Annotated in this window: 32 protein-coding genes; 10 read left to right on the top strand and 22 right to left on the bottom strand. The window is 57.1% G+C overall.

The window, feature by feature from the left end:
* Positions 1–3 precede the first annotated feature (3 nt).
* The 8 genes from ACKVOS_RS00620 to ACKVOS_RS00585 all read right to left on the bottom strand — a co-directional run bounded on the left by ACKVOS_RS00620 (position 4) and on the right by ACKVOS_RS00585 (position 7413).
* On the bottom strand, positions 4–729 hold the full coding sequence (locus ACKVOS_RS00620) for a SufD family Fe-S cluster assembly protein (protein ID WP_409210082.1): 726 nt from the start codon (positions 727–729) through the stop codon (positions 4–6).
* Positions 730–853: 124 nt separating this feature from the next.
* On the bottom strand, positions 854–1597 hold the full coding sequence (gene sufC / locus ACKVOS_RS00615) for a Fe-S cluster assembly ATPase SufC (protein ID WP_409210081.1): 744 nt from the start codon (positions 1595–1597) through the stop codon (positions 854–856).
* Complete coding sequence (locus tag ACKVOS_RS00610; protein ID WP_409210080.1) at positions 1598–1840, bottom strand: hypothetical protein; 243 nt, start codon at positions 1838–1840, stop codon at positions 1598–1600.
* Positions 1837–3351 carry a Fe-S cluster assembly protein SufB gene (sufB, locus tag ACKVOS_RS00605; RefSeq protein ID WP_409210079.1) on the bottom strand — a complete coding sequence of 505 codons (1515 nt, stop codon included), beginning with the start codon at positions 3349–3351 and terminating at the stop codon, positions 1837–1839. Before sufB ends, ACKVOS_RS00610 begins: the two co-directional genes overlap by 4 nt.
* On the bottom strand, positions 3348–3761 hold the full coding sequence (locus ACKVOS_RS00600) for an SUF system Fe-S cluster assembly regulator (protein WP_409210078.1): 414 nt from the start codon (positions 3759–3761) through the stop codon (positions 3348–3350). The genes sufB and ACKVOS_RS00600 overlap by 4 nt, the downstream gene beginning before the upstream one ends.
* A gap of 65 nt (positions 3762–3826) precedes the next feature.
* Positions 3827–4762 (bottom strand): helix-turn-helix domain-containing protein, encoded by a 936-nt coding sequence (locus tag ACKVOS_RS00595; RefSeq protein WP_409210077.1) that lies wholly within the window; start codon positions 4760–4762, stop codon positions 3827–3829.
* Positions 4763–4846: 84 nt separating this feature from the next.
* On the bottom strand, positions 4847–6343 hold the full coding sequence (locus ACKVOS_RS00590; protein ID WP_409210076.1) for a glycerol-3-phosphate dehydrogenase: 1497 nt from the start codon (positions 6341–6343) through the stop codon (positions 4847–4849).
* Positions 6340–7413 (bottom strand): YeiH family protein, encoded by a 1074-nt coding sequence (locus ACKVOS_RS00585; RefSeq protein WP_409210075.1) that lies wholly within the window; start codon positions 7411–7413, stop codon positions 6340–6342. The genes ACKVOS_RS00590 and ACKVOS_RS00585 overlap by 4 nt, the downstream gene beginning before the upstream one ends.
* Positions 7414–7477: 64 nt before the next feature.
* Between ACKVOS_RS00585 and ACKVOS_RS00580 the strand changes: the two genes are divergently transcribed.
* Entirely contained in the window at positions 7478–8734 is a 1257-nt protein-coding gene (locus tag ACKVOS_RS00580) for an MFS transporter (protein WP_409210074.1), read from the top strand.
* A 26-nt stretch (positions 8735–8760) separates the two neighbouring features.
* Here ACKVOS_RS00580 and grxD read toward each other — a convergent pair whose 3' ends face one another.
* From grxD to leuC, 8 genes are all read right to left on the bottom strand, one after another.
* Entirely contained in the window at positions 8761–9078 is a 318-nt protein-coding gene (gene grxD, locus ACKVOS_RS00575; protein ID WP_409210073.1) for a Grx4 family monothiol glutaredoxin, read from the bottom strand.
* A gap of 16 nt (positions 9079–9094) precedes the next feature.
* Positions 9095–9325, bottom strand: coding sequence for a BolA family protein (locus ACKVOS_RS00570; RefSeq protein WP_409210072.1), 231 nt, complete (start codon positions 9323–9325; stop codon positions 9095–9097).
* On the bottom strand, positions 9325–9648 hold the full coding sequence (locus ACKVOS_RS00565; protein ID WP_409210071.1) for a DUF1476 domain-containing protein: 324 nt from the start codon (positions 9646–9648) through the stop codon (positions 9325–9327). Before ACKVOS_RS00565 ends, ACKVOS_RS00570 begins: the two co-directional genes overlap by 1 nt.
* 68 nt (positions 9649–9716) lie before the next feature.
* Complete coding sequence (locus ACKVOS_RS00560) at positions 9717–10712, bottom strand: NADPH:quinone oxidoreductase family protein (protein ID WP_409210070.1); 996 nt, start codon at positions 10710–10712, stop codon at positions 9717–9719.
* Positions 10713–10751: 39 nt separating this feature from the next.
* Complete coding sequence (gene leuD / locus ACKVOS_RS00555; RefSeq protein ID WP_409210069.1) at positions 10752–11345, bottom strand: 3-isopropylmalate dehydratase small subunit; 594 nt, start codon at positions 11343–11345, stop codon at positions 10752–10754.
* 6 nt (positions 11346–11351) lie between these two features.
* The gene (locus ACKVOS_RS00550; RefSeq protein ID WP_409210068.1) at positions 11352–11561 is read right to left on the bottom strand and encodes a hypothetical protein; all 210 of its coding nucleotides are present in this window, start codon (positions 11559–11561) and stop codon (positions 11352–11354) included.
* A gap of 62 nt (positions 11562–11623) precedes the next feature.
* Positions 11624–11917, bottom strand: a complete 294-nt coding sequence (locus ACKVOS_RS00545; RefSeq protein WP_409210067.1) for a hypothetical protein — start codon at positions 11915–11917, stop codon at positions 11624–11626.
* 95 nt (positions 11918–12012) lie between these two features.
* Entirely contained in the window at positions 12013–13443 is a 1431-nt protein-coding gene (gene leuC / locus ACKVOS_RS00540; RefSeq protein ID WP_409210111.1) for a 3-isopropylmalate dehydratase large subunit, read from the bottom strand.
* A 94-nt stretch (positions 13444–13537) separates the two neighbouring features.
* On the opposite strand from leuC, the gene ACKVOS_RS00535 reads away from it, so the two are divergent.
* On the top strand, positions 13538–14053 hold the full coding sequence (locus ACKVOS_RS00535) for a sterol desaturase family protein (protein WP_409210066.1): 516 nt from the start codon (positions 13538–13540) through the stop codon (positions 14051–14053).
* 268 nt (positions 14054–14321) lie between these two features.
* Here the strand turns inward: ACKVOS_RS00535 and ACKVOS_RS00530 are convergent, their stop codons facing one another.
* The 4 genes from ACKVOS_RS00530 to ACKVOS_RS00515 form a co-directional block, all read right to left on the bottom strand.
* Complete coding sequence (locus ACKVOS_RS00530) at positions 14322–14675, bottom strand: YbaN family protein (RefSeq protein ID WP_409210110.1); 354 nt, start codon at positions 14673–14675, stop codon at positions 14322–14324.
* Positions 14675–16102, bottom strand: a complete 1428-nt coding sequence (locus ACKVOS_RS00525; RefSeq protein WP_409210065.1) for an NAD-dependent succinate-semialdehyde dehydrogenase — start codon at positions 16100–16102, stop codon at positions 14675–14677. The genes ACKVOS_RS00530 and ACKVOS_RS00525 overlap by 1 nt, the downstream gene beginning before the upstream one ends.
* Before the next feature lie 41 nt (positions 16103–16143).
* Positions 16144–17472 carry an amino acid permease gene (locus tag ACKVOS_RS00520; protein WP_409210064.1) on the bottom strand — a complete coding sequence of 443 codons (1329 nt, stop codon included), beginning with the start codon at positions 17470–17472 and terminating at the stop codon, positions 16144–16146.
* A 72-nt stretch (positions 17473–17544) separates the two neighbouring features.
* Positions 17545–18354 carry a universal stress protein gene (locus tag ACKVOS_RS00515; RefSeq protein WP_409210063.1) on the bottom strand — a complete coding sequence of 270 codons (810 nt, stop codon included), beginning with the start codon at positions 18352–18354 and terminating at the stop codon, positions 17545–17547.
* Positions 18355–18540: 186 nt separating this feature from the next.
* Between ACKVOS_RS00515 and ACKVOS_RS00510 the strand changes: the two genes are divergently transcribed.
* The 7 genes from ACKVOS_RS00510 to ACKVOS_RS00480 are packed head-to-tail and all read left to right on the top strand — an operon-like array spanning position 18541 to position 24224.
* Complete coding sequence (locus ACKVOS_RS00510) at positions 18541–19461, top strand: SMP-30/gluconolactonase/LRE family protein (RefSeq protein ID WP_409210062.1); 921 nt, start codon at positions 18541–18543, stop codon at positions 19459–19461.
* 15 nt (positions 19462–19476) lie between these two features.
* Positions 19477–20172 carry a VIT family protein gene (locus ACKVOS_RS00505; protein ID WP_409210061.1) on the top strand — a complete coding sequence of 232 codons (696 nt, stop codon included), beginning with the start codon at positions 19477–19479 and terminating at the stop codon, positions 20170–20172.
* An 8-nt stretch (positions 20173–20180) separates the two neighbouring features.
* Positions 20181–20840 carry an HAD-IA family hydrolase gene (locus tag ACKVOS_RS00500; RefSeq protein ID WP_409210060.1) on the top strand — a complete coding sequence of 220 codons (660 nt, stop codon included), beginning with the start codon at positions 20181–20183 and terminating at the stop codon, positions 20838–20840.
* 42 nt (positions 20841–20882) lie between these two features.
* Positions 20883–21593: a CoA transferase subunit A gene (locus ACKVOS_RS00495; protein WP_409210059.1), complete on the top strand. Its 711-nt coding sequence runs from the start codon at positions 20883–20885 to the stop codon at positions 21591–21593.
* Positions 21593–22258 carry a CoA transferase subunit B gene (locus tag ACKVOS_RS00490; RefSeq protein ID WP_409210109.1) on the top strand — a complete coding sequence of 222 codons (666 nt, stop codon included), beginning with the start codon at positions 21593–21595 and terminating at the stop codon, positions 22256–22258. The genes ACKVOS_RS00495 and ACKVOS_RS00490 overlap by 1 nt, the downstream gene beginning before the upstream one ends.
* An 8-nt stretch (positions 22259–22266) precedes the next feature.
* Positions 22267–23526, top strand: a complete 1260-nt coding sequence (locus ACKVOS_RS00485; RefSeq protein ID WP_409210058.1) for a serine hydrolase domain-containing protein — start codon at positions 22267–22269, stop codon at positions 23524–23526.
* 11 nt (positions 23527–23537) lie between these two features.
* The gene (locus ACKVOS_RS00480) at positions 23538–24224 is read left to right on the top strand and encodes a glutathione S-transferase family protein (RefSeq protein WP_409210108.1); all 687 of its coding nucleotides are present in this window, start codon (positions 23538–23540) and stop codon (positions 24222–24224) included.
* A 2-nt stretch (positions 24225–24226) separates the two neighbouring features.
* Here the strand turns inward: ACKVOS_RS00480 and ACKVOS_RS00475 are convergent, their stop codons facing one another.
* Both ACKVOS_RS00475 and ACKVOS_RS00470 read right to left on the bottom strand, forming a co-directional pair.
* Positions 24227–25087: a RimK family alpha-L-glutamate ligase gene (locus ACKVOS_RS00475; RefSeq protein WP_409210057.1), complete on the bottom strand. Its 861-nt coding sequence runs from the start codon at positions 25085–25087 to the stop codon at positions 24227–24229.
* Entirely contained in the window at positions 25084–25497 is a 414-nt protein-coding gene (locus ACKVOS_RS00470) for an EVE domain-containing protein (protein ID WP_409210056.1), read from the bottom strand. Before ACKVOS_RS00470 ends, ACKVOS_RS00475 begins: the two co-directional genes overlap by 4 nt.
* Before the next feature lie 64 nt (positions 25498–25561).
* Between ACKVOS_RS00470 and ACKVOS_RS00465 the strand changes: the two genes are divergently transcribed.
* Positions 25562–26500: an isopenicillin N synthase family dioxygenase gene (locus ACKVOS_RS00465; RefSeq protein WP_409210055.1), complete on the top strand. Its 939-nt coding sequence runs from the start codon at positions 25562–25564 to the stop codon at positions 26498–26500.
* Positions 26501–26537 lie beyond the last annotated feature (37 nt).

Here is a 26537-nt window from a genome sequence, read left to right as displayed (position 1 = left end):
CAATCACACCAGATCCCCCAGCTTTTGCAGCGCCAGGGAGGTCAGTATCTCCTCGTCCGCAGCGCCTTCAAACACCCCGGCTACGAACGCCTGCAGCATCAGCTTTTTGGCATCTGCCGGCGTCAGCCCGCGGGCCTGAAGATAGAATAATCCCATCGGATCAAGCTCACCAATCGCACAGCCATGCGCGCATTTGACGTCGTCGGCGTAGATTTCGAGTTCGGGTTTCGCATTGGCCGTTGCGCTGCGGTCGAGCAGCATTGCCTTGACCGATTGTTCGCTGTCGGTGGCCTGTGCATCGCGGGCGACGGCAACCTTGCCGAGATAGGTTCCGGTCGCTGTCCCGGCGAGGACCGAGCGCACAATCTGTGAGGAAGTTGCCCCGGGTTCGGCATGGGTGACGGTGGTTACAATCTCGAGATTTTGGTTCCCCCCGCCGATCTGCACCGCACCGAGTTTGAAATCCGCACCTTCGTGCAAGGTAACGTTCAGTTCCACCCGGCCATAGTCACCGCCGATGTTCAGCACATGAAGCGCAGCCGTCGCGCCCTTACCGATGGCGATGTCGAGTTGGTGGATCGTGCCGCTGTCTTGCACGATTGTCCTTATAAAATTGCCTTCAGCAGGAACAACAATGCACTCCGCCGCCTGCAAAGGCCAAACGCGTGCAAGCGCATCCATATCGCTATACCGGAACGCCTCATCTCTGCGGGTCGGAAGTGTATTCATCGCACAACCGCCTCTGCGGTCTCTGCTTCCTCTGCGCCTCTGCGTGAACCAAAGACGTCGCACGGTTCGCGCAGAGGCGCAGAGAAAACGCAGAGGCCGCAGAAAAGAGGAATAGCTGCGGCGCTCATGCGGCCAGTTCCTTATACCCGTCGCGCTCCAGTTCCAGTGCGAGCTCGGCACCGCCGGTGCGGGTGATGCGCCCATCGGCGAGGACATGGACGAAGTCGGGCTTCACATAGTCGAGCAACCGCTGGTAATGGGTGATGAGCAACACAGCCTTGTCCGGCTTGCGCATGATGCGGTTGATGCCGTCGCCAACCACGCGCAGCGCGTCGATGTCGAGGCCGCTGTCGGTCTCATCGAGGATCGCAAGCGCGGGATCGATGATGCCCATTTGCACCATCTCATTGCGCTTTTTCTCGCCACCCGAGAATCCGACATTCACCGGGCGCTTGAGCATATCCATATCCATGCCAAGCGCACCCGCCTGTTCACGCGCGACCTTCAGGAATTCGCCGCCGGTCAGTGGAGCCTCGCCGCGATGCTTGCGCTGCGCGTTGAGCGCTTCGCGCAGGAACTGTACGTTCGACACGCCGGGGATTTCAACCGGATATTGGAAGCCGAGGAAAAGACCAGCGGCGGCACGTTCGTGCGGATCGAGGGACAATAAATCCTGCCCGTTTAACGTCACCGAACCCTCGGTCACCTCATAACCGGGCCGTCCCGACAGCACATAACCCAGCGTCGATTTGCCCGCGCCATTCGGCCCCATGATCGCATGGATTTCGCCCGCGTTGAGCGCGAGGGTGAGGCCCTTGAGGATAGGCTTGTCGCCAACATTGGCGTGGAGATTAGTTATTTGGAGCATCTATTCGTCAACTTTCGCAGGGCGCGCCCGGCTTTGCCACAATGCCACCGGCGCCAGAAACAATGGGTGATAGAGAAACAGGATAGCAGGTATCCAGACGCTAAAGGTTGAACCATTCGGCCCCGGAGCATCGGGCAATGAAAAGAAGGACAGCCCGTTGAAGGCCGTGAAAAACCATTGAAACGGCAGGCCGGTGAACAGCCAGACCAGACATTCGATACGATACCAGCGCGGAATTGTCACCCCACACTCCCCTCAAGCGAAATGCCCAGCAACTTCTGCGCCTCGACCGCAAATTCCATCGGCAGTTGCTGCAGCACTTCCTTGGCAAAGCCGTTGACGATCAGCGCCACCGATTCCTCGGCATTCAGGCCGCGTTGCATCGCGTAGAACATCTGGTCGTCGGAAATCTTGCTGGTCGTCGCTTCATGCTCGATCTGCGCGCTGGGGTTGCGAACTTCGATATAGGGGACGGTGTGTGCGCCGCTGAGTGAGCCCAACAATAAAGAATCGCACTGGGTGAAGTTGCGCACACCTTCCGCATTGGGCGCGACGCGCACCAGTCCGCGATAGGTGTTGTTGCTGTGCCCGGCGCTGATGCCCTTGCTGACGACGGTCGAGCGGCTGCCCTTGCCGTTGTGGATCATCTTGGTGCCGGTGTCGGCCTGCTGGAAATTGTTGGTCACCGCGACCGAGTAAAATTCGCCGACGCTGTTTTCGCCATTGAGCACGCACGAAGGATATTTCCACGTCACCGCGCTGCCGGTCTCGACCTGGGTCCAGGAGACCTTCGACCGCGCGCCCTGACACAAGGCACGCTTAGTGACGAAATTATAGATGCCGCCCTTGCCCTCGGCATCGCCGGGGTACCAGTTCTGCACCGTCGAATATTTGATCTCTGCATCGTCGAGCGCGACCAGTTCGACCACAGCGGCGTGGAGCTGGTTTTCGTCGCGCATCGGCGCGGTGCAGCCTTCGAGGTAGCTCACATAACTGCCCTTATCGGCGATGATCAATGTGCGCTCAAACTGGCCGGTATTTTCCGCATTGATGCGGAAATAGGTGGAGAGCTCCATAGGGCATCGCACGCCTTCGGGGATGTAGACGAAGGTCCCGTCCGAAAAGACCGCGCAGTTGAGCGTCGCGAAATAATTGTCGCGCATCGGCACGACCTTGCCGAGCCATTGGCGGACGAGGTCTGGATATTCCTTGATCGCCTCCGAGATGCTGCGGAAGATCACGCCCGCGCGTTCCAGTTCGGCGCGGAAGGTGGTTGCGACGGACACGGAGTCAAACACCGCATCGACCGCAACGCGGCGCGCAGGCAGTCCGCCATCCCCGCTTTCGCCCGGATCGTTTTCGACACCGGCGAGCAGTTTCTGTTCGGCAATCGGGATGCCCAGCTTTTCGTAGACGCGCAGGATTTCGGGATCGACCTCGTCCAGACTGCCGAGCTTTGGCTTCGCCTTGGGCGCGGCGTAATAATAAGCGTCCTGGTAATCGATGGGCGGGATGTTCAGCTTGGCCCAGTCGGGCGGCGTCATCGTCTTCCACATGGCAAAGGCCTTCAGCCGCCATTCGAGCATCCATTCCGGCTCATTCTTCTTGGCCGAAATGAAGCGGACGGTATCCTCGTTCAGACCCTTGGGCGCGAAATCGGTTTCGATGTCGGATGACCAGCCATGTTCATAGTCCGCAACCTTGTCGGCGGCATCCCAAGCGGCTTGATCTTTGATCGCGCTATCGTCGTTCATGCGGCGCGCCCCACGGCAAGGCTGCTCAGCGAGACATCGGACAGGGCGCTGCGGACCGCATTGTTCACAATCGCCCAATGCGGTTTGATATTGCAGTCCGGTTCAATCGCGCAGTTGCAGGTCGACGCGTTAATACAGCTGGTCATGGCAATCGGCCCTTCCACCGCCTCGATAATATCGGCCAGCGTGATCGCTGCCGCAGGACGTGCAAGCTGGATACCGCCGCCTGCACCCCGGACAGAGCGCAGAAGTCCGCCTTTGGTCAAAATGCTCACCAGTTTTTGGACGGTGGGAAGCGCGATTCCGGTTTCGCTTGCCAGTTCGGTCGCGGATGTACGCAGACCGCCACAATGGCGCGACGCCGCGCTCATAACGACTACTGCATAATCTGCCATATTGGACAAGCGCATGTGCGAAACCTTAATCAGACAAATTTATTCCGATTTCAGGCAAATGGTCCTTTTGCAGGCAAAAATCAACCCGGAAAGGTCTCGATATCGCGGTAATTGTCTTTCGACAGCCAGATACGGAGGATTTTTGTATCATCGCCATCCAGCGTCCCCGGGGTTCGTCCCGCAAATTGCCGGATTTCCCGAATCATGTGCGGCTGGTCGTAGAAAAGCGACTCGATCTGGGCGCGTAGCGTGTTGGTGCAGTTCGGGTCGATCAGCATACTTGCCGCCCGAAGCGCCCTATATTTGCGCATCAACGGTTTGGGGGTCGAGCCGAAATAGCGCGTAATGAGCCGCGCGGCGGTGCTGCGCGACATATCCAGCATCGGATAAAGCTTCTCGACATTGGGTTCCAGATCGCTTGAGAGCCAATTGATGACTATATGCACCATATGCATATGCGATGGCGGAACCGGCCGTACTTGGGACAGAAGAAGGGCGGTTGCCTTTTCGACCATTTCGGCCACGCGCATCGTTCCCTGCCGGTGACCTGTGCTAAACTCTTCTGCCAGTTGGTCGACCTGCGGACCGAACAGTTCGGACGCCGGAACGGCGCGGTCTGCATATAGATTTGCAGCCTTCCCGGTCAGCGCCACGAAGCCCAAGGGGGACAGCGCGAAGCCCAGATCGTATAGAGGCCCTTCAAAGTCGAATTCCGCGGCGGCAAGACCAGGGCCAAAGACAGTCGCGTCTGCAACCTCGACGATATCGCCATTTTGAAATGTCAACGTTCCCCGCCCACTCAGCAGGAATATCAGATGGCCCAAAGACGCCGGTTGCCGATCACGCATTGCCGGTTCATCGCACCGGAAAAAATAGATTTGCGTGACATAAGGTGCCAGTTCCGCTGTTGGTGCGAAATGTGTGACTTCGATTTTGTCAGGCGACGTGTACGATGGATACAGGTCGCTGTGTGGCGCCTCGGTACGCTTAAGTCCGGCACTGCGACTCTGATGCATGAAAGCGACCTCGATAATCGGTTAAGCTTGTATTGCCCCGGTGGGCCTGACCCGAACTAGGCGAGAGAGGCTAAAGCTGCAAGTTCATCTCTTTTGCAGAACATAGGCATCGAGTGCGGCGGCCTGTGCGCTTTCGAACCGCAGCCCCAACTTGCTGCGTCGCCAGAGTATATCGTCTGCCGATTGCGCCCATTCCTGGTCGATCAGATAATCGACCTCTGCCGCGTAAAGACCATGGCCGAAGTCCGTCCCGAGATCGGCGATGGCCTTGGCCTCGCCAATCCACTTCTGTGCGCTTGTGCCATAGGACCGCACCAGTCGCCGGATCAGCGGCATGGGCAGGAAGGGATAAAGCGTGGCAAACCGGCTGCACAACGCCTCTGCCCCGTCCATAGGGAAATCCCCACCGGGCAGCGGTTTTTCGAGGGTCCAGCTGGGCCCCGCCAGCATTGGCAGATACTCGGCCAGTTTGCCAACGGCGCTCTCGGCCAGGTGGCGATAGGTGGTGATTTTCCCACCGAAGATGGAGAGCAACGGCGCTGTTCCCTGCGCATCGGTGTCCAGATCGAAATGATAGCCCCGCGATGCCGTCTCGGGTTTGCCCGAGCCGTCGTCGACGAGCGGCCGGACGCCGGCGTAGCTGTAGATCACATCATCAGGCGTTATCTTCTGTTTGAAATAAACAGCAGCAGATTCGCAGATGTAGCGGATTTCTTCCTCGGTCGCGGTAATATTGTCGAGCGGCCCTTGGTGGTCGGCATCGGTGGTGCCGATCAGGGTAAAGTCATCCTCATAGGGGATGGCAAAAAAAATGCGGCCATCGGGATTTTGGCAGAAATAGGCTTGTGGCGTGTCGAACATCTTGGCCACGACGATATGCGATCCTCTTACCAGACGTATGCGCTCACCGGGCTTGCGCTGATGTCCGGTTGTGCGCGCCAACAGGTCGAGCACCGCGGGGCCGGCTGCATTCGCGACGGCACGTGCCGCAACGGCAGGCTGGCCTGCAATTTCGATGTGCCAGAGCCCGTCACGGCGTTCGAGATGTGTGACTTCGGCGCGGGTGCGTATGTCCGCCCCATGTTCAGCGGCATCCAAGGCGTTCAGGACAACCAGCCGTGCGTCATCCACCCAGCAATCCGAATATTCGAAGGCTTTGTCATATTCGGGCTTCAAAGGCGCGCCTGCGGGGGAATCATGCAGGTGAAGCGTGCGGGTGGCAGGTAATTTCTTGCGTCCGCCGATATGGTCATACAGAAACAGGCCCAGCCGGACGAGCCACGCGGGTCGTATGCCCTTTTGATGCGGCAGGACAAAACGCATGGGCCAAATGATATGGGGCGCAATCGCCCAAAGCCGCTCGCGCTCGATCAGAGATTCGCGCACCAGCGCGAATTCATAATGTTCCAGATAACGCAGCCCGCCATGGATCAGCTTTGTCGACGCCGACGATGTCCCGCGCGCCAGATCACCACGTTCCAGCAACAGAACTTTTGCCCCGCGTCCGGCAGCATCACGGGCTATTCCCACTCCATTGACGCCGCCACCGACGATGACGAGGTCGTAAATCTGTTCAGTCATAAAAATGCCCAAGCAAAGGTCGCCGAAGCGACAAAAGCGGTTAACGTCGCTAGCATGACTGGCAACAAGGCCTTCCAGCCTTGACCGAGCAATAAGTCAAGCCGAGACCGCATTGCAGTTGCGGTTACCGCAAAAAGGAGCATTGCCTTGGATGCGATCAACCCAAATTCCGCCACCCATGCAGGCGCACTTATGACCGAATTTATCGCGACCGTCGCAAAGAATGCCAGGATGAACCAAGGCAATTTCAATTTGGCTAAAAGACTTTTGGGCTTGCCGCCGGTGCTACCGATAGCAAGGCCTATCAGGGCGACTGCAGGTGCCAATAACGCAACCCTTGATAGTTTTACAATTGTTGCGACTTCGCCCGCATTTTCGGAAAAACTATATCCTCCGCCTAACGCTTGCGCGACATCATGGACGGCTGCTCCCATCAGGAAACCCGCTTGCCGGTCGGAAAATTCAAGATATGCGGCAATTAAAGGGTAAAATGACATCGCAATGGCGCTTGCCAAGGCTACGCCGACCAAAGTTAACGTGAACTGGTTCTGATTCAGCCGCTCACGGCCGATAATTGCATAAATGGCGAGCGCAGCGGATGCTCCACAAATTGCGGTCGCGCCGCCCGCCAGCCAACCCGCAAACCGGCTTTGCCCGCCCCAATGCGCGCCAAGCAGGCCTGCGCCGATAACCAGAGCCATGATGCCGACTAGCCCGAGAAAAGCGAGGGCACCGATACTGCCAATCTGCATTACGGTGACCTGCGTTCCCAACAACACAATTCCCCAGCGCAGGCAAGATGTACCGCAAAAATCCAAACCCGGATGCACCTTGGGTTCGGCCGAAACAAAATTCAGGGCCAATCCAAGCAGCAGGCCGGCCAAGATAACGGGCATGGCATAATGTTCCGAGAACCACGTCGCTGCGACCGACGCAATTGCGACGACGACAAAACCCGGGAATAATGCGCTAATCGCAAGACGCCTGCGAATGGCAGGACTATCTTCCGCCAGATAGGTCTCGCCATAGAGATCGGCGATATAATTCGCGTTTATGTCTTGCGGTGTCATACAGCCTTCTATAGGCAAGTCGCAACGAGATGCCAGCATAAAGCAAGTGTCGGGAGAGGGCGCAATGACAAACAACACGGCAAGCGAAGGCGACGCACAACGGTTTATTCGATACGGATTGATCGCGCTGTTGTTTTTCGGGACGGCTCTGAACTATCTGGACCGCCAAGTGCTCGCCCTGCTGAAACCGACATTGCAAGTTGAATTTGGATGGAGCGACCGGGAATTCGGCCATTTTGGTTCGGCCTTTCAGATCGCAACTGCGTTCGCATTGCTTGGTATCGGCTGGTTCATTGACCGCTTTGGTGTGCGCTGGGGCTATGGCCTGGCTGTTGCGGTTTGGAGTCTTGCGGGCATGGCCCATGCGTTTGCCAGCAATGTCGGGCAATTTGTGGCTGCACGCGTGACGTTGGCGGTTGCGGAATCGGTGAATACGCCAGCCGCAATGAAATCCGCCGCAACATATTTGCCGATCCGCGAAAGGTCGATAGGTATTGGAGTCATCAATAGCGCGGCGAACATCGGGGCGATACTTGCACCGCTTACCGTGCCCTGGATTGCTATTACTTACGGGTGGCAAGAAGCCTTTATCATTACCGGCGCTCTCGGCTTTGTCTGGTTGTTGTTTTGGTGGTTGGGAACCAGCAAGCTGGTGCCGCTGGGCGATGCAGCGATTGCGGCTGCCAACCCTGCCATCAAAGGCCCACCTTGGCGCGAGTTGCTGAAGGAACGCAGGACATGGGCGGTTGCGGGCGCAAAGCTTTTGACCGACCTCGTTTGGTGGTTCATCCTGTTTTGGGCACCTGATTTCTTCGCGCGGCAATTCGATCTGGGTCAGGCCGAAATCGGCGCGCCAACCGCTCTTGTGTATGCTTTGGCCGCAGTTGGTGCATTAACCAGCGGCATTTTGTTTCCAATTCTTTTGGGCCGAGGCATGACAGCCAACGGCGCTCGTAAATCTTCGATGTTCTTTTATGCGCTGTTGATCCTGCCCATTCCGCTGGCGTTGCAGGCGCCCAATGAATGGGTCGCGGCGCTTATCATCGGCCTTGCATTATTTGCCCATCAGGGATTTTCGACCAATATCTTTGGGATGACGGCCGATATTATTCCGGCGCGGCAAGTGGGCAGCGTAATTGCAATTGGCGCGCTGGTTGGCAATCTAAGCGGGGCCGCCATGCTGGAATTTGCCGGATGGTCGCTCGACTCTGGCTATGGCTACACGCCGATGTTCGCCATGTGCGCCAGTGCGTATCTGTTGGCCTTGCTCTGGATACATATCATGCAGCCAAGGCTTGAGGTGGTGAATAACGCAGAATGAAGCGTTAACCGGCCTAGGTCCTGACCCTATGCAAGTCCTTGGCTGGAAACCATGTCTTGCAGCTCTCCGGCTTCAAACATTTCCATCATGATGTCGGAGCCGCCGAGAAATTCGCCCTTAACGTAAAGCTGGGGGATTGTTGGCCAATCGCTATAGTCTTTGATGCCTGCGCGGATTTCCATATCCTGCAAAACATCAACGCTTTCGTAAGTGACGCCCAAATGATCGAGAATGGCGATTGCCTTGCTTGAAAATCCACATTGCGGGAACAACGGGGTGCCCTTCATGAAAAGTACCACATCGTTGTTTTTGACGATTTCATCGATCCGTTCGTTCACGCTCATGCTCAATACTCCAAATTCAAGGTGTTGCGGTGGTCAGCTGCAAAGCGTGCAAAACGCCGCCCATGTTGCCGTTCAATGCGTCATAAACGGTCTTATGTTGCTTCACTCTGGAAAGCCCGCGGAAACTCTCGCTCACTACGCGCGCGGCATAATGGTTGCCGTCGCCCGCCAGATCCGTAATTTCGACGATGGCATCGGGCAGTGCGGCCCGGATCATGCCTTCTATGTCTTCGGCAGCCATCGCCATCAGGCTTGCTCGATAAACTGCCGGCGCGCTTCAACCATCTTGTCTTCCAGCGCGGCACGAATCATAGCGTCATCAACCTCTGCGCCTGCCGAGGTAAGATCACCTAGCAGCTTGCGAACAACATCTTCGTCACCCGCCTCTTCAAAGTCGGCTTGCACAACCGATGTTGCATAAGATGTGGTTTCTTCAGGTGTAAGACCCATTTTTTCGGCCGCCCATTGCCCGATCAGCTTGTTCCGGCGTGCCGTAATCTTGAATTGCAAATCTGCATCATGGGCAAATTTGTTCTCGAAAGCATTTTCGCGATTGTCAAAGGTCGTCATATTGCGGTTCCCTTAGGTGCATGTGGCAAAGATAATGGCTCAGTGTTGGATCGACAAGGTAACTTCTGTCAAATTTGGACAACAAGCTTCCCAACCGCCGCCCGGTCACCGAGTCGAGCAATGGCTTGGCCGGCATTTTCAAGGCTGAACGTCTCCGAAATGCGCGGCTTGATTTTGCCTGCTGCATATAGATCGAACAATTCGGCGATGTTTGCGTGGTTCTTTTGCGGCGTGCGCGCGGCAAATGCGCCCCAGAATACGCCGCAGATATCGCAGCTTTTCAGCAACGTCAGATTGAGCGGCAACTTCGCGATGCCAGCGGGAAAGCCGACAACCAGAAACTTTCCTTCCCACGCGATGGACCGCACGGCCGGTTCGCTATAATCGCCGCCGACTGTGTCATAGATGATGTTGAAACCGTCTTTACCCGCCGCAGCTTTGAACATTTCCGCAACCGCTTTGGATTGGTCTTTGTCAAAAGGTTGGTGGGGATAGACGACAACGTCATCTGCTCCGGCCTCGCGCGCGATGGCTGCTTTATCTTCGCTCGACACCCCGGCGATGACGCGGCCACCATAAGCTTTCGCCAATTCGATGGCCGAAATGCCAATCCCGCCTGCGCCGCCGAGGACGAGCACATTGTCGCCTGCCTTCATTTGGCCGCGATCTTTCAGGGCATGGATCGACGTGCCGTAGGTCATCAGCAATGACGCACCATCTTCAAAAGACATGGCTTCGGGCATTTTGAAACAATTGAACGCGGCGACTGCCACTTTTTCGGTAAGGCCGCCATTCCCGCACAGGCCAATAACGCGGTCGCCGATCGCAAAGCCTGTTACGCCTTCTCCGATCGCTTCGACCACGCCGGAAATTTCACCTCCCGGGGCGAAAGGTCTGGCTGGCTTGAACTGGTAAAGATCGACGATCATCAGGGTGTCTGGATAATTTATCGAACACGCCTTTACCGCAACCACGACGGTGCCAGCCGCGGCAATTGGTTCGGGCAGTTCGCCCATCACCAAAGTGTCAGGTCCGCCGGTTGCCATGGATAATAATGCGCGCATATGTCTCTCTCTTCCAAAAATTTGTGTAGCGTAATCGATTCAAGCCATTTCCGGAGCCAGCCAAGGGCGGTCCGCCGCCAATTTGCGTTCATATGCCGAAATTGCTTCGCTGCTTTTCAATGTTAATCCGATTTCATCGACGCCGTTCAGCAGACAATGTTTACGAAACGGGTCAATTTCAAATTCAAACCGGTCCTGAAACGGCGTCGTTACGGTTTGCGTTTCCAGATCGACATGGATTGGATGCGTTTTGGCCACATCCAAAAGCCGGTCAATCGCGGGCTGCGGCAAGACAATAGCAAGCAGTCCGTTTTTGAAGGCATTGCCCGAAAATATGTCGGAAAAACTCGGCGCGATAACGGCCCGTATGCCAAGATCGGCCATTGCCCATGCCGCATGCTCGCGACTTGATCCGCAGCCGAAATTATCGCCTGCGATCAATATGGGTGCGCCTGTATATTCGGGATTGTCAAACACATTGCCTTCAACCGCCCGCAACGATTCGAACGCGCCTTTCCCAAGGCCGCTGCGGCTGATGGTTTTAAGCCAGACCGCTGGAATGATGATGTCTGTATCGACATTTTTCAGCCCCAACGGATAGGCGCGACCTTCGACATGAGAAACGGGCTGCATCGCTGTTCAGTCCGTATCCGTTTTTGGCCGGGCTTCAGTCGTCATGTCCAGATCGGGTTCAGGCGAAAGTGGTTCAAGTTTGCCCTTTTTCTGCGTCAGGCTGCGCCGACCTGCATATAGCAAGGCCGCAACCAAAGCTGCAGAACCTACGGCCGCGCCAACTTTGGCACCCGTGGACCATTTATCATCTTCGGCTATATTCTTTTTATCGGTCATGCATCTGTCCCTTACACAGCAGCCTTAGCTTTGGCTATCAGGACAAGTAAAGGGACTTTGGCCTATTTGTTGAATCGGGAATATATCCGCCGCCAAAGGGAAGGACGTTGCCGTAACGGCAACGTCTGCCCTGTCGTATCGAGCAGGAATTTTGCGAGCAACAAGGCCTGATTATATGTCATCAGAAAATGGTGGCTGTCGATCCGCTTGTGGTCCAGCGCCTCTCGTGAAATTGTGGTTTGAATCCGCAAATCGATAGACGCCCCATGGTCATGATGCGTCCAGCCTACAACAACACCGGGCTGTTCCGGCGGCGGCTCATTTATTTTATCGCTTTTGGCAGCTTGCTTTGCCATCGGCTCCCCCCGTAAGCATTTTACATTCCGCACCCTGCCCAATGAGTCAATATGTGGCGTAAGATTGTACCGTAAAGGGACTGCGGGGCAGGGTGCTATTTCAGCAAGGTTCGGACGTCAGTCAGCCGTCCGGTTACTGCCGCGGCGGCCGCCATCGCCGGTGACACAAGATGAGTCCGCGCACCCGGGCCTTGTCGGCCGACGAAATTTCGGTTGCTTGTCGATGCACAACGTTCTCCGGCCGGGACTTTGTCTGGATTCATGCCCAAACATGCCGAACATCCCGGTTCGCGCCATTCGAAGCCGGCACCTGTAAAAATTTCGTCCAGCCCTTCGTCTTCCGCCTGTTTTTTGACGAGGCCGGAGCCGGGTACGACGATCGCCCATTTCACACCAGCCGCCTTCGTGCGTCCTTTAAGAATCGCTGCCGCCGCCCGCAGATCTTCGATCCGGCTATTCGTGCAACTGCCGATGAAGATATTCTGAACTTCGATTTCGGTAAGCTTTGTTCCCGCCGACAGACCCATATAATCCAGCGACTTTTGCGCTGCGACCTGTTTGGACGGGTCGGCAAAGCCTGCGGGGTCGGGAATGGTTCCCGTTATCGGCAAGACATCCTCTGGCGAGGTGCCCCATGTGACGCTGGGCGCGATATCTGCCGCGTCGATCACGACGACCTTGTCATATGCAGCGCCTGCGTCGGTAGCAAGGCTACGCCAATAGGCGACTGCTGCATCCCATTGCGCGCCTTTGGGGGCCATGGGACGGCCCTTCAGATAAGCAAATGTCACATCGTCAGGCGCAACAAGGCCAGCGCGTGCGCCATGTTCGATCGCCATGTTCGATACGGTCAGCCGCCCTTCAATGCTGAGTGCGCGGATTACCGATCCGGTATATTCGATAACATAACCCGTTCCGCCCGAAGCCCCGAGCACGCCGGTGATGTGCAGCACGACATCCTTTGCCGAAACACCGGGTCCAAGTTCACCATCGACACGGACTTCCATGGATTTGGACTGTTTGAGCTGAAGCGTCTGTGTCGCCAGAACATGCTCGACCTCAGACGTGCCGATACCGAACGCCAATGCGCCAAGCCCGCCATGACTGGCGGTGTGGCTGTCGCCGCAGACAATCGTTGTTCCCGGCAAAGAAAATCCCTGCTCGGGCCCCACCACATGGACAATGCCCTGTTCGAGATCGGCATCGGCAATATAGCGGATACCGAAGGCAGGGGCATTGCGCTCAAGTGCATCCAGTTGCGCTGCACTTTCGGGATCGGCGATAGGGATGCGGTTGCCCGCACCATCGCGCCGCGCGGTTGTGGGAAGATTATGGTCAGGCACTGCCAAAGTCAGGTCAGGGCGACGCACATTGCGTCCGGCGACGCGCAGTCCTTCAAAAGCCTGCGGACTGGTGACTTCATGAACCAGATGGCGATCAATGAAGATCAGGCAAGTGCCGTCATCCCGCTGTTCGACGACATGGGCTTTCCAGATTTTTTCGTAAAGGGTTTGGGGCGCTGACATAATGAATGTTGCCATAGAAGCGATTGCAGCGAAATCAAGTGAGGCGACTGCTTGTGCACTTCATTCTCCCATAAAAAGTCGCTAGAGAGGCCGAATGAGCATTCCGGTCATTCTGTTGATTATTCTTGCCACCGTCCTTGCGATGGAATGGGTCGCGTGGGCGAGCCATAAATATATCATGCATGGCTGGGGCTGGGGTTGGCACCGTGACCATCACGAGCCGCACGATAATGTCCTTGAGAAAAACGATCTTTACGGGATTGTCGGCGCGGTGATTAGCATTTCGATGTTTGCCATCGGTAGCCCGCTTGTTCTGGGCGCCAATGCCTGGCAGCCGGGGACATGGGTTGGCCTGGGCATCATGTTCTATGGCATCATCTATACCGTGGTCCATGATGGATTGGTGCATCAGCGTTATTTCAAATATGTGCCGCGCAGCGGATATGCCAAGCGGCTGGTGCAGGCGCACAAGCTGCACCATGCGACAATTGGCAAGGAAGGCGGCGTCAGCTTCGGCTTTGTCTTCGCGCGGGATCCGGCCAAGCTGAAGGCGGAATTAAAGGTCCAGCGCGAGGCGGGCATCGCCGTGGTCCGCGACGCGGCGCTTTAAGTCGTAACTATATTCCTTGATGAACCCATACCGTCACCCTGAACTTGTTTCACCTTCGGTGACTGCGTGCCAGGGTCCATTGATCAGCATTGCCCGAGCGGTATGCGGAAAGTAACCGGGCGTAACTGGCCGGCTTGCCACGCACGGCGAAGGATATGGCTGAGAAATAGACCCTGAAACAAGTTCAGGGTGACGTGGTTTTTGGTTAGTTCAGAGTGATGTGGTTGTTGGTCGAATGTAGCGTTTCACTTCTTCAGACCGAAAAATTTCAGGCTTCAGGCCTCCGCCAGATCCACGTCAGGGAAATCACCGCGACACCCAAGGGGATCAGCGACCATAAGAGCGGCAGGGTCGCAAGGCTGATCGCGATACTGATGGCAAAAGCGGTTGCGGCGGACCATTTCGCCCGCCGCGACACAACGCCCTTTTCCCGCCAAGCGACCAGATGATGGCCAAAATGCGGATGGTTCATCAGACGCGCCTCAAGCGCCGGGCTGCTGCGCGCGAAGCAAAAGGCGGCCAAGATCATGAACGGCACCGTGGGCAACAAGGGTAAAACCGTGCCCACGATTCCCAATGCTACCGATGTGAAGCCGGCTGCGAGATAGAGCCGCCTTTTGATCAATATTGGTGCACCGCCTTGGTGACATAATAGCTGTCGAGGCCCTCGGGTCCGCCTTCGCTACCAAATCCGGATTCTTTTACCCCGCCAAAGGGCGCGTCCGGCATCGAGATGACAAAGCTGTTCAGGCCGACCATGCCTGTGTCGAGCGCGTCGGCGACCAGATTGGCCTGCCGGGCATTTTCGGTAAAGGCATAGGCCGCCAAACCGAATGGCAGGCGATTGGCCTGCGCAATGGCCTCATCAAAATCCTTGAAGGGCCGGATCAACGCAACGGGGCCAAAGGGCTCGTCCGTCATGATGTCGGCTGTCATCGGAACATCGGCCAGCACGGTGGGCTGATAGAAATAGCCACCTTCGCCACGTTCGCCACCAGCGAGCAATTTCGCCCCTTTGTCGGTTGCATCGCGCACCAGCTTTTCAATGGCGGGCGGGCGGCGATCATTGGCGAGCGGACCCATGATGGTGCTCGCATCGAGGCCGTTGCCCATCTGTACCTTCTTCGTTGCTTCGGCAAAGCCGGCGACGAACCGGTCGTAAATGCCTTCCTGCACATAAAAGCGCGTTGGCGAAATGCAGACCTGTCCGGCATTCCGGAACTTCTGCGTGGACGACAGTTTGATGGCTTTTTCCAGATCGCAATCGTCGAATACCAGGACAGGGGCGTGTCCGCCCAGCTCCATTGTCGTGCGCTTCACGCCATCGGCGGCGAGTTTCAGCAGATGTTTGCCGACAGGTACCGACCCTGTGAAGCTGACCTTACGAATGACGGGCGAGGCAATCAGGTGGCGGCTAACCATATCGGGAACGCCATAGACCAACTGGGCGACATGGCCCGGAACGCCGCCGTCAATGACGCACTGCATGATCGCGCTGGTGCAATGGGGTGTTTCTTCTGGCGGCTTGGCAATGATCGAGCATCCGGCGGCCAGCGCTGCGGCCATCTTCTTACACATCAGATTGACCGGGAAGTTCCATGGGGAAAAGGCGGCTACCGGCCCGACGGGTTGTTTCAGGACGAGCGAGCGCTGCCCTGTGGGGCGCACCAGAACCCGGCCATAGCTGCGCTTGGCTTCTTCGGCGAAATAATCGAATTGCGATGCGCAGGACAGGACTTCGGTCCGTGCTTCGGCCAATGGCTTGCCCTGCTCGGTGGTCAGCAGCACTGCAATATCTTCGGCACGTTCACGGATAAGTCCCGCAACCTTGTGCAAAATTGCCGCGCGCTCATTAACGTCGACGGCACGCCAATGGGCGAATCCCTTGGCCGTTGCGTCTAGTGCCTCGTCCAGATCGGCTGCGGTCGCCAGCGGCAATTCCGCAATCACGGCTCCTGTGGCCGGATTGACGACATTGTGGACGTCGCGACCTTCGCCGCGCCGCCAGCTACCGTTGATGTAGATACCGAGTTCGCTTGTGCTGTTCATTTGGAAATCCCGCAATTTTTTCTATGCGGGGCATGTAGGCCTCAGGGCGCGCTATGGGAACCCCGCGCGAGGGAAATTTTCATCAGCCAGAAAGTCGGCAGCCCGGCAAACAGCAAGGCGATCCCCCATCCCAAGGCCTCCCACCCTGCTCCGTAAATGGTCCACAGCGAATAAAGCATGGCGAACAGGATGATCGCGGTGAACCCCTTGGTCGCGGGGATCTGGCCCCGCATCATCAAACGCGCGGCAGCAGCAGCGCAGCCGAAATACATGACCAATACGATGGCCGTTGTGAGGACGATCAGAAATTCGAACATCGCGGACAGCGACCGGCTGCTGTTCATCAGGATGACGACAGTCAAAAGGCAGGTTGTGAAAAGATGGGCGTTGCGTGGTGTGCCATTGGGGGCTGCTTTCCCCATAAAGGCGGGGAACATTCCGTCGCGCGCCATCGCGGCGGGCAATTCCCCTTGGCACATGACCCACCCGTTGAGCGCGCCGAGTGCGCTGATTGCGCCGAAAGCGGCAATCGCCGTCCCTGCATTCGCGCCGCCAAAGGTTTCGACAAACAGAGCAAAGGGCGCTGGCGAGGCTGCGGTCAATGCGGCCGGTAGCATCAGGACGACGGCTGAGCAGACCAAAATGTAGACCAGCCCTGCACCGCCGGTGCCGAGCAGTGTCGCCCGTCCGATGGTGCGCTCCGCATTTTCCACCTTATCCGCCGGAACGGTGGCCGTTTCCAGCCCCAGCATCGCCCAAAGGGTCAGGATCGTGGCCGCCGAAATGGCCGACAAGGACAGGTCCTGCGTCGCAAATGGCCGCACGACGGCGGTGCCCTGCTGCGTCAGGACATAGGCAGCGAGCCCGATCACCGCGATAAGCGGTATGATCTTGATGATAGTCCACACAAGCTGGACCTGTCCGGCCAGTTTCGTGCCGCTGATATTGATCAGCGTGAATGTCCAGACGATTGCGACAGTCGTTGCCGCCGAAATGCCGGGTTCGCCCAAAACGGGGAAAAGCTGGCTAAGATAGCTGACCGCGCCAGTGGCGATGGCGGCGTTTCCGACCCACATGGATATCCAATAGGCCCAGGCAATGGCAAAGCCTGCACCGTCACCGAAGGCGGCACGGGAATAGGCATAGGGTCCGCCGGCTTTGGGCAAGATCCGGCTCAGCTTTCCAAAGACCGCCGCGACGCAAAGTGCGCCCGCCACCGTGATCAGCCAGCCAAACACGGAATTCCATCCGAGCGGGGCAAGGCTGGCAGGCAAGAGAAATACGCCTGAACCGATCATGCTGCCCATAACAAGGGCGAGGGCCATCCAAAAGCCCATTGGGCGGCTGGCCGCTTTTGTATCTGACGCCATATTCAATCCCCCGACGCAAACACCTGCCACGCCGGGGAGAGATTGCCAATCTTTGTTATGCGTTTCCTGCCCTTAATGCGCCAGCAGCACGGGCACACCAATCTCGCCCAACAAGAATCGGGTGACCCCGCCAAACAACGTCTCGCGCCAGCGGCCATGCCCGTAAGCGCCCATGACAAGAAAGTCGGGCCGCCACGCTTTGGCTTCGACGAGCAGCCGCTCTTCGATGCTTGTATCTCCTTTTGCCACAACCGAGATTTCTGCACTGATGCCATGTCGGGAAAGATAGGTCGCTGCGTCGGTAACGGGAAACGCATCGGGTGATATCTCCACTTCGGCAATTCTCACGGTCGAAGAAGCCGCTAGCATTGGCAAAGCTGCTCGGATGGCATTGGCTGCTTCAAACCCGCCATCATAGGCGATCATTGCGCGCTCGAACGCGATGCTTTTGCATGACAAAGGAACCGCAAGAACCGGCGTCCGCGATGCTGTTACCACATCGCTTACCAATGCCCGTCCGTGGCCGGGCGCTCCGGTCGCAGTGGCATCCAGCGACATAATCATAACATCGCCCAACCGGGCGGCATTGATCAACGCCTCGGTGGTGGTGCCATCAAAATCCTGCCAGTCCCAGGGCATGCCTTCAACCTTCAATATCTCGTCAATCCGTGTCCGCAATTTCGCGCGCTCCTTTTCGGCGGCCTCAAAGGCTTCGGCAATGAAATGCGCGCCACCAAACATATCGAACGCGACATAATCCTGAGGGGGGCGCGGGAGAATGAGGGAGAGATGCCCGTTAAATCGCCGCGTAAGATCAAGTGCGACTTGCAAACGGCTGTCAAAGCCGGCGTCGCTTCCCGCATGTACCATGATCGATTTCATTGTCGCATCCTTAGTCTGGCCGCCGCTCGGGTGAGTCGGCTGGATGATCCAAATTTACGCATTTCAAGTTGGCCGTCGTTGATCGACATCAAAATGTGTCAAAAAACTTCCAATCGTGCATTATCTATGTCAGCGCTGGACCAAAGAAAAATAGGCATAGGGTTTTAGCGCGGGAGGAGCGGGCAAATGGCAGAGTTTGAATTGGTAGCGGATGGACTGCGCTTCCCGGAGGGGCCAGTCATTATGCCCGATGGCAGTATCATCCTGGTCGAAATCGCTTCTGGGCAAATCACCCGGGTTCGGCCAGACGGCAGCAAGTCTATCGTCGCCAAAACGGGCGGCGGGCCCAACGGGCTGGCGATGGGACCGGATGGCAAGCTGTATTGTTGCAACAATGGCGGTTTTGAATATCTCGATTCAAACGGTTTTCTGGCACCGCATGGCATCGCGAAAGATTATTCGGGCGGACGGATCGAGCGGATCGATCTGGATACTGGTGCGGTAGAAGTCCTCTACAAGTCGAGCGATTTTGGCTGCACTCTGCGCGGACCGAATGACATTGTGTTCGACGAACATGGCGGCTTCTGGTTCACCGATCATGGCAAGGTGGACTATGCCAAACGGTGCCATGACATTGTCGGCATCTTTTATGCAAAGGCAGACGGCAGCCATCTGGAAGAGGTGGTTTTCCCGTCGAACAACCCCAATGGCGTAGGGCTCTCGCCAGACGGCAAAACGCTCTATGCAGCTGAAACCTACACATGCCGCCTGATGAAGTTCAACATTACCGCCCCCGGCAAGGTTGCGGCGGATGCAGGACCGGGGGGACCGGGCATTCCGGTCTATCGCCCGGCGGGTTATAAATTTTTCGACAGCCTTGGCATGGAAGCCAATGGCAACATCTGCGTCGCCACCATCGGCGAATGCGGGATCAGCGTGATTTCGCCGGAGGGCGAACTGGTCGAATTTGTGGCTACCGACGACATCTTCACCACCAATATCGCGTTCGGCGGTGAAGATATGCGCGATGCCTATATCTGCCTTTCGGGCAGCGGGCGGCTGGTCAAAACACGATGGGCACGACCGGGTTTGAAGCTCAACTATTGAAAAGGAACAGGTCGCATGCCGAGGCACAAGGAAGCCCATTTGATCGACCGTATCGGTTGGCTCCGTGCATCGGTGCTGGGCGCCAATGACGGCATTGTCTCCACCGCCAGCCTAATCGTCGGCGTCGCTGCGGCGCAGGCAAGTCCCGCAAATGTGCTGTTGACCGGCATCGCGGGGTTGGTCGCCGGGGCTATGTCGATGGCGGCTGGTGAATATGTGTCCGTCAGCTCGCAGGCCGATACCGAAAGCGCCGACCGCGCGCGGGAGAAGCTGGAGCTCGAAACCATTCCGGAGAAGGAACGGGAGGAACTTGTCGGCATTTACGAAGCGCGGGGTCTTGATCGTGCTTTGGCCGAACAAGTCGCTGATAAGCTGACCGCACATGATGCGCTGGCCACCCATTTGCGCGATGAACTGGGAATGGCTGCCCACACATCTGCCCGTCCGGTGCAAGCCGCGCTGGCGTCGGCTGCGTCCTTTGCGGTGGGTGCATCGCTCCCCCTCGCCATGGTGCCACTATCCTCCGCATCTTCGCTCACATGGTCGGTATCCATCGCGGCCTTGCTGTTTCTGGCACTGTTGGGTGCGATCGGTGCAAAAGCAGGCGGGGCGCCTATTGGCAAAGCGGTTTTGCGCGTGACCTTCTGGGGCGCTTTTGCCATGGCAGCCACCGCGGCTATCGGGTCGCTCTTTGGCACCAGCGTCGCGTAAGAGGGTCTATGGCGTTTAATACGGTCATTTTCGATTTCGGCGGGGTGATCACTTCGTCACCTTTTGAGGCGTTCAACCGGATGGAAGCCGAACGTGGCTTGCCCCGCGATTTTGTGCGCAAGGTCAATTCGACCGATCCCGACAATAATGCCTGGGCGAAATTCGAGCGTGCCGAAATTGACGCGGAGAAGTTTGATAAGCTGTTCCGGCAGGAGGCAGAGGCTTTGGGCCATGCGCTTGACGGGGCATCGGTGATTGCCTGCCTTGCCGGCGACATCCGTCCCGCGATGGTGGCCGCACTTGACCAGTTGAAGCGCGAGGGGCTGACGCTGGGGTGCATCACCAATAATGTGCGGGCCGGACACGGCGCGGGCATGGCCACTGATGGAGATAAGGCGCGGGCGGTGGAATCGATCATGGCCCGGTTCGACCATGTTATCGAAAGCTCAAAGGCCGGTGTTCGCAAGCCCGATCCGCGCATTTACGAAATGATGTGCGCGGCGTTGGCTGTGGAACCTGCGGCCTGCATCTATCTCGATGACCTTGGTATCAACTGCAAACCGGCCGCCCAATTGGGCATGGCCGCGATCAAGGTCACCAGCGGCGAACAGGCGTTGGACGAACTTGGTGCGCTATTGGCGTTGACCTTTGGACCGGTTGGCGGCTAGGCGATATAGCGTTCCGTCTCTCCCACATTACTGGAGCATTTCATGGCGAAAAAACTTTTCCCCGACGCGGCTTCGGCGCTCGATGGCCTTTTGAAAAACGATATCCTGATTGCCAGCGGCGGCTTCGGTCTCTGCGGATTGCCCGAAAGGCTGCTTGATGCGGTGCGCGATAGCGGGGTGACTGGCCTGACCTTTGTGTCGAACAATGCCGGTATCGATAATGAAGGCATCGGAAAGCTTCTGCGCACAAAGCAGGTGAAGAAGATGATCTCGTCTTATGTGGGCGAGAATAAAGAGTTTGAGCGGCAATATCTCGCCGGTGAACTGGAGGTTGAATTTTGCCCGCAAGGGACGCTTGCCGAACGGATGCGTGCAGGCGGCGCAGGCATTCCCGGATTTTACACCAAGACGGGCGTAGGGACTTTGGTAGCTGAGGGCAAAGAGGTCAAAATATTCGATGGCGAGGAATATATTCTGGAGCGTGGAATATTTGCGGACCTTGCGATCATCAAGGCTTGGAAGGCCGATGAAAGCGGGAATCTTGTTTTCCGAAAAACAGCGCGCAATTTTAATCTGCCCGCAGCAACCTGCGGCAAGGTGTGCGTGGTCGAGGTTGAAGAAGTAGTGCCGGTCGGCACTCTTGATCCGGACTGCATCCACCTGCCGGGCGTCTATGTGCAGCGCATGATCATCGGCGCGCCCTATGACAAGAAGATCGAATTTCGCACCGTCCGCGAAAAGGAGATTGTGTGATGACGATCCATGATGGCAATAATAATGGCTGGACCCGCGACGAAATGGCCGCCCGCGCTGCACAGGAATTGCGCGATGGATATTATGTCAACCTCGGCATCGGTATTCCGACGCTGGTGGCGAACCATGTCCCTGCGGATATGGAAGTGACGCTGCAATCGGAAAACGGCATGCTGGGCATCGGCCCCTTTCCCTATGCAGGGGAAGAGGATGCAGACCTGATCAACGCCGGTAAGCAAACGATCAGCGAATTGCCGCAAACCGCCTATTTCGATAGTGCGGCCAGCTTTGCGATGATCCGCGGCGGACATATCGACCTGACCGTTTTGGGTGCGATGGAAGTTGCCGAAAATGGCGACATCGCCAACTGGATGATTCCGGGAAAGATGATCAAGGGCATGGGCGGCGCCATGGATCTGGTCGCAGGGGTCAAGAAGATCATCGTTGTGATGGAACATAATGCCAAGGACGGAAGCCCGAAATTCATCCCGAGCTGCACCTTGCCCCTGACCGGCAAGAATGTCGTCGACATGATCATTACCGATCTTGCGGTTTTTCAACGGCCGGACCACGCCTCTCCCTTCCGCTTGATCGAGACGGCACCGGGCGTGACAGTCGAAGAGGTCGCGTCCAAGACCACAGCACATTATGAGGTTGCGGTTTAACCGAAACGATGCGGCGGATTACCAAAGCGCTAATTGCTGTGGGTGTTGCAGGTGCGGCTGTCTGGAACGGCCTGTCCGGTACCGTCGTCGATGGTCCGGCGGCCATAATCCGCGCGATTACGAGCAAGAAATCTTCTAATCTTCCCGATACGCCGGAGGAATGGAAAGGCCGGATTGACTATGTCGATCTGGACGGACGTCTTGCCGCAATGGCATCGCGGCCGGAGATGGCGGGTCTTGCCGTGGCCATCGTTGAAAATGGCGAGCTCCGCTTTGTGGGGACTTACGGCGTGCTGGACCGCACCGACGGAAGCCCGGTTACGCCTGCCAGCATCTTTCGGTGGGCCTCCGTTTCCAAAACAGTGACGGGCGCGCTTGCGGCAAATTTGGCGAGTGAAGCCGCCATCGACCTCGAACAACCCCTGTCGTCATGGAAAAGCTCGCTCCGGCTTCCGGGCGGGGCGGAAACACGGCTGACATTTGCGCAATTGCTGGCCCAGCAAACAGGGCTCACCAAAAATGCCTATGATGAAAAGCTGGAGGAGGGCGAAAATCCTGCCGACTTGCGGGCACGGCTGTTCGCTGCGCCCCTGCAATGCCTGCCCGGGACGTGCCATACTTACCAGAATATCGCCTTTGACGATGCCAGTGAGATATTGGCGCAGGCGGCCAAGCGGCCTTTTACCGATGCGGTCAGCGAACGGCTGTTTCTGCCCTTGGGCATGACCAGTGCGACCTATGGTATGGCGGGGCTGACCGGGGCCAAGCAATGGGCCCGTCCGCATAACGGCGCGCAGGTTCGCACCTTGCGCGATGCCTATTGGCGGGTGCCCGCCGCTGCGGGGGTGAATAGCAACATTGTCGACTTTGCCCGCTGGATGCAGGCGATGATGGAGCTGCGCCAGGATGTGTTGCCCGCCGCTGTGCTCAAGCTGTCGCAAACGCCGCGCGTAAACACAGCCAGGCTCTATGGTGGTCCATTAAGGGCCGCCAATAGCGATGCAAAATATGGACTTGGCTGGCGGAACTTCACCTATGACGGCCATCGCCTTGCAGGGCATTCGGGCGCTGTCGACGGCTATCGCGCGACCATGATCTTCGAACCGGCTACGCGCACGGGCGCCGTGGTGATGTGGAACAGCAATTGGGGTCGGCCGTTTCGCATTCCGTTTGCCGTCATGGACAGCTATTATGGGAAAGCGGATAGCCAGTGGCTGGACTTCAGCGATTTGCCACCGTTGGCGTCGACCCCCGACGCGGAACAGTGAAAGGGCATTTTGTGACATACACACTCATCACCGCCAATCGCAATTATTCAAGCTGGAGCCTTCGGCCCTGGGTGTTAATGAAGATGCTGGATATCCCGTTCGAGGATCGGCTGGAGCCTTTTGCCGCGAGCAGCAATTATGACGACTTTCGTGCATTTTCTCCGACGGGTCAGGTACCGGTTTTGCAGGACGATCAACGGACGATTTACGATTCGCTTGGCATTGCGTTACATCTGGCGGACCGACATGCCGGGATATGGCCAAAAGACGACGCGGCGCGGGCGTGGGCGATGAGCGCGGTGTGCGAAATGCACGGAGGATTTTCCGCGCTTCGTAACGATTGCACGATGAATGTCGGCGTTAGGGTCAAATCAAAACCTATGTCCGATGCGCTCTTACGCGACGTTGCGCGTATCCGGGAATTATGGACGCAGGGAATTGCCAATTTTGGCGGGCCCTTTTTGGCAGGCGGACAGTTTACGGCCGTAGATGCCTTTTTTGCACCCGTAGTTTTTCGGGTGCGAACCTATGGCCTTGATGTCGGAACAGCCGGTCAGCTTTGGGTTGACCATATGCTTGCCCTTGAACCGATGCTTGCTTGGGAGAAAGATGCATTGGCGGAAAGTTGGCGGGAAATCGGCCATGAAGAGGAACTGCGCGCCTGCGGAGAAGTAATAGCAGATTATAGGACAGGCTGACCCTAAGCCTTGGACATAAGGGCGGCGGCAAAAGCAATGCCGTTGTCCGGGGCGAAGCGCAAAAACAATGAAGGCTCGATCAATTCCAATTCCATCAGCCTGAATTGCCCCTTCTCGTCGCGAACCAAATCGACGCGGGCATAAGCAAGGGTTTCGGTGTCGGTAATGTGTGAAGCCGCAGCAAGCGCAGCCACAGCCATTTCTTTGGCATCGTCCGGGGCGACGGCATGTGTTTCGTAACCGCCAAACTGGTCCTGCACACGAAAATCACCTTCGGCCGGGCGCTTTATGATGGAGTGGCTGAATTGGCCGTTGAAATAGAAAAGCGAATATTCCCCTTCTGCGGCAATGGCGGGCAAATAGGGCTGGATCATCGTGCGTTTTCCCACGGCCAAGGCCGGTATCGCGGAGTCGTGAGCCAAACGGAAAGTACCGTCCGCTCCGCCAGAGATGGGAGGTTTTATGACAAGCGTGTCGGTTTCAAATTCGGCGCGGGCTGCGTTGAGAGATGACATGTCGAGCGATTCGGTAACCCGGGTTGGAACACAGGCTATGCCGAGTGAACCCAGCTCGGCCAAATAGGCTTTATCGCTATTCCAACGCAAGATACGGGCCGGATTGGACAGGCGGATATCTTGGGCCTCAAGCCGGTCAAGCAACGCGAACCAGCGCGGGCAATTGCGTTGATATCCCCACGCCAACAGGGGCGTGACAAGGTCATAATCGGCCAATCCTTCGGCGATTGTCCAATCAATGAATGCCGTTTCGGGACCGAATAGCCGCGCATAGTCGGCTTTGATATGCGACCAGTCTTCTTCATATTCCGGGATCGGGCATAATATCGCGATGCGTGGCATTGTCATTCACCTGCCATTTTCAATATCTCTTTCCATTCCGCCGGGCGGACGGGCGCAACCGAGAGACGCGATTGACGGATGAGCTCCATCGCCGCCAATCGCGGGTTGGCCTTGATCGCTTTCAAGGTGACGGTACGCGCGATTTTGCGGACGGGTTTTACTCTGACGGCAACAAAACGGGCCTTTTCATCCGTCGGGTCGATGAAATGCTCCTGGCTGATCGTGACAATGCCGACAATTTCCAGACCGATATTGCTATGGTAGAAAAAGGCTTCGTCGCCGACTTTCATGGTCCGCAGATGAATGGCGGCGCTGTAGTTGCGGACCCCGTCCCAGGTTCCTTCGCCCTCGTTTACCAGATCATCATAGCTGTAAACATCGGGTTCCGATTTCATCAGCCAATATTGTTTTGCCATTTTGATGCTCCTGTTTGACCCAAGTCAATTTCGCTGGCCACGCTTTAGGTCAAGGGCTATTTGCATGAATATGAACAAGATGCCTATTATTTCGCTGCGCCACGAAGATGCGGACGCCCTTGGACTACAGCTTGGTGATTCGTTTAAAGCCTATGGATTCGCCACTGTGGTCGATCATGGGTTGGACCCCGCACTGGTCGCCAAAGCCTGGGCCCTGACCAAAGAGCTGTTTGAATTGCCCGAATCGGAAAAAATGGGCGGCTATGACAAGGCGCTCGCCGGGCAACGGGGATATACGCCGTTCAAGACGGAAATTGCCAAGGGCGCCGAACATCACGATCTCAAGGAATTCTGGCACGTCGGCCGGACAATGGACCCGGCCAGTCCGCTGGCATCGTCAATGCTGCCCAATGTCTGGCCCCCTGTTCCCGAGTTTAAAGAGACATTCGAAACCCTCTATGCCGAAATGGACAAGGTCGGCGGGCGAATCCTGTCCTCGATTGCCCGTTATCTCGAATTGCCGGCGGACTGGTTTGATTCGGCCATTGCGGACGGTAATTCGATCCTGCGCCTGTTGCATTACCCGCCGATCGAAGGCGACGCGGAAGGCTGCATCCGTGCAGGCGCGCACGAGGATATCAATCTGATTACCCTGCTTTTGGGTGCAGAGGAAGCCGGGCTGCAGATACTGCGCCCCGATGGCAGCTGGATGGACGTGTCCCCGCCCGAGGGTGGTCTGGCGGTCAATGTCGGCGATATGTTGCAGCGGTTGACCAACCACGTCCTGCCATCGACAACGCATCGTGTGGTCAACCCGTCGGGCGAACGATCACGTTTCAGCCGCTATTCGATGCCCTATTTCCTGCACGCCCGTTCGGACTTCCCGATCGCGACGCTGCCGCAGTGCATCAGTGTGGACAATCCGAATCGCTATCCCGATCCGATTCTTGCGGATGATTATCTGAAAGAACGGCTGATCGAGATCGGCCTGCTCAAGGCATGATCGGTTCGGGCGGCTTGCGTTTGACGAGCAGGTTGAC

The organism is Sphingorhabdus sp. (genome assembly GCF_046154385.1).
GTDB lineage: Bacteria > Pseudomonadota > Alphaproteobacteria > Sphingomonadales > Sphingomonadaceae > Sphingorhabdus_B.
This window is presented reverse-complemented; position numbering and strand designations above follow the sequence as displayed.

Coding starts and splice junctions, on each gene's coding strand:
- ACKVOS_RS00620 (WP_409210082.1), bottom strand. CDS start 729: ATGAATACACTTCCGACCCGCAGAGATGAGGCGTTCCGGTATAGCGAT.
- sufC (WP_409210081.1), bottom strand. CDS start 1,597: ATGCTCCAAATAACTAATCTCCACGCCAATGTTGGCGACAAGCCTATC.
- sufB (WP_409210079.1), bottom strand. CDS start 3,351: ATGAACGACGATAGCGCGATCAAAGATCAAGCCGCTTGGGATGCCGCC.
- ACKVOS_RS00600 (WP_409210078.1), bottom strand. CDS start 3,761: ATGCGCTTGTCCAATATGGCAGATTATGCAGTAGTCGTTATGAGCGCG.
- ACKVOS_RS00595 (WP_409210077.1), bottom strand. CDS start 4,762: ATGCATCAGAGTCGCAGTGCCGGACTTAAGCGTACCGAGGCGCCACAC.
- ACKVOS_RS00590 (WP_409210076.1), bottom strand. CDS start 6,343: ATGACTGAACAGATTTACGACCTCGTCATCGTCGGTGGCGGCGTCAAT.
- ACKVOS_RS00585 (WP_409210075.1), bottom strand. CDS start 7,413: ATGACACCGCAAGACATAAACGCGAATTATATCGCCGATCTCTATGGC.
- ACKVOS_RS00580 (WP_409210074.1), top strand. CDS start 7,478: ATGACAAACAACACGGCAAGCGAAGGCGACGCACAACGGTTTATTCGA.
- grxD (WP_409210073.1), bottom strand. CDS start 9,078: ATGAGCGTGAACGAACGGATCGATGAAATCGTCAAAAACAACGATGTG.
- ACKVOS_RS00570 (WP_409210072.1), bottom strand. CDS start 9,325: ATGGCGATGGCTGCCGAAGACATAGAAGGCATGATCCGGGCCGCACTG.
- ACKVOS_RS00565 (WP_409210071.1), bottom strand. CDS start 9,648: ATGACGACCTTTGACAATCGCGAAAATGCTTTCGAGAACAAATTTGCC.
- ACKVOS_RS00560 (WP_409210070.1), bottom strand. CDS start 10,712: ATGCGCGCATTATTATCCATGGCAACCGGCGGACCTGACACTTTGGTG.
- leuD (WP_409210069.1), bottom strand. CDS start 11,345: ATGCAGCCCGTTTCTCATGTCGAAGGTCGCGCCTATCCGTTGGGGCTG.
- ACKVOS_RS00550 (WP_409210068.1), bottom strand. CDS start 11,561: ATGACCGATAAAAAGAATATAGCCGAAGATGATAAATGGTCCACGGGT.
- ACKVOS_RS00545 (WP_409210067.1), bottom strand. CDS start 11,917: ATGGCAAAGCAAGCTGCCAAAAGCGATAAAATAAATGAGCCGCCGCCG.
- leuC (WP_409210111.1), bottom strand. CDS start 13,443: ATGTCAGCGCCCCAAACCCTTTACGAAAAAATCTGGAAAGCCCATGTC.
- ACKVOS_RS00535 (WP_409210066.1), top strand. CDS start 13,538: ATGAGCATTCCGGTCATTCTGTTGATTATTCTTGCCACCGTCCTTGCG.
- ACKVOS_RS00525 (WP_409210065.1), bottom strand. CDS start 16,102: ATGAACAGCACAAGCGAACTCGGTATCTACATCAACGGTAGCTGGCGG.
- ACKVOS_RS00520 (WP_409210064.1), bottom strand. CDS start 17,472: ATGGCGTCAGATACAAAAGCGGCCAGCCGCCCAATGGGCTTTTGGATG.
- ACKVOS_RS00515 (WP_409210063.1), bottom strand. CDS start 18,354: ATGAAATCGATCATGGTACATGCGGGAAGCGACGCCGGCTTTGACAGC.
- ACKVOS_RS00510 (WP_409210062.1), top strand. CDS start 18,541: ATGGCAGAGTTTGAATTGGTAGCGGATGGACTGCGCTTCCCGGAGGGG.
- ACKVOS_RS00505 (WP_409210061.1), top strand. CDS start 19,477: ATGCCGAGGCACAAGGAAGCCCATTTGATCGACCGTATCGGTTGGCTC.
- ACKVOS_RS00500 (WP_409210060.1), top strand. CDS start 20,181: ATGGCGTTTAATACGGTCATTTTCGATTTCGGCGGGGTGATCACTTCG.
- ACKVOS_RS00495 (WP_409210059.1), top strand. CDS start 20,883: ATGGCGAAAAAACTTTTCCCCGACGCGGCTTCGGCGCTCGATGGCCTT.
- ACKVOS_RS00490 (WP_409210109.1), top strand. CDS start 21,593: ATGACGATCCATGATGGCAATAATAATGGCTGGACCCGCGACGAAATG.
- ACKVOS_RS00485 (WP_409210058.1), top strand. CDS start 22,267: ATGCGGCGGATTACCAAAGCGCTAATTGCTGTGGGTGTTGCAGGTGCG.
- ACKVOS_RS00475 (WP_409210057.1), bottom strand. CDS start 25,087: ATGACAATGCCACGCATCGCGATATTATGCCCGATCCCGGAATATGAA.
- ACKVOS_RS00470 (WP_409210056.1), bottom strand. CDS start 25,497: ATGGCAAAACAATATTGGCTGATGAAATCGGAACCCGATGTTTACAGC.
- ACKVOS_RS00465 (WP_409210055.1), top strand. CDS start 25,562: ATGAATATGAACAAGATGCCTATTATTTCGCTGCGCCACGAAGATGCG.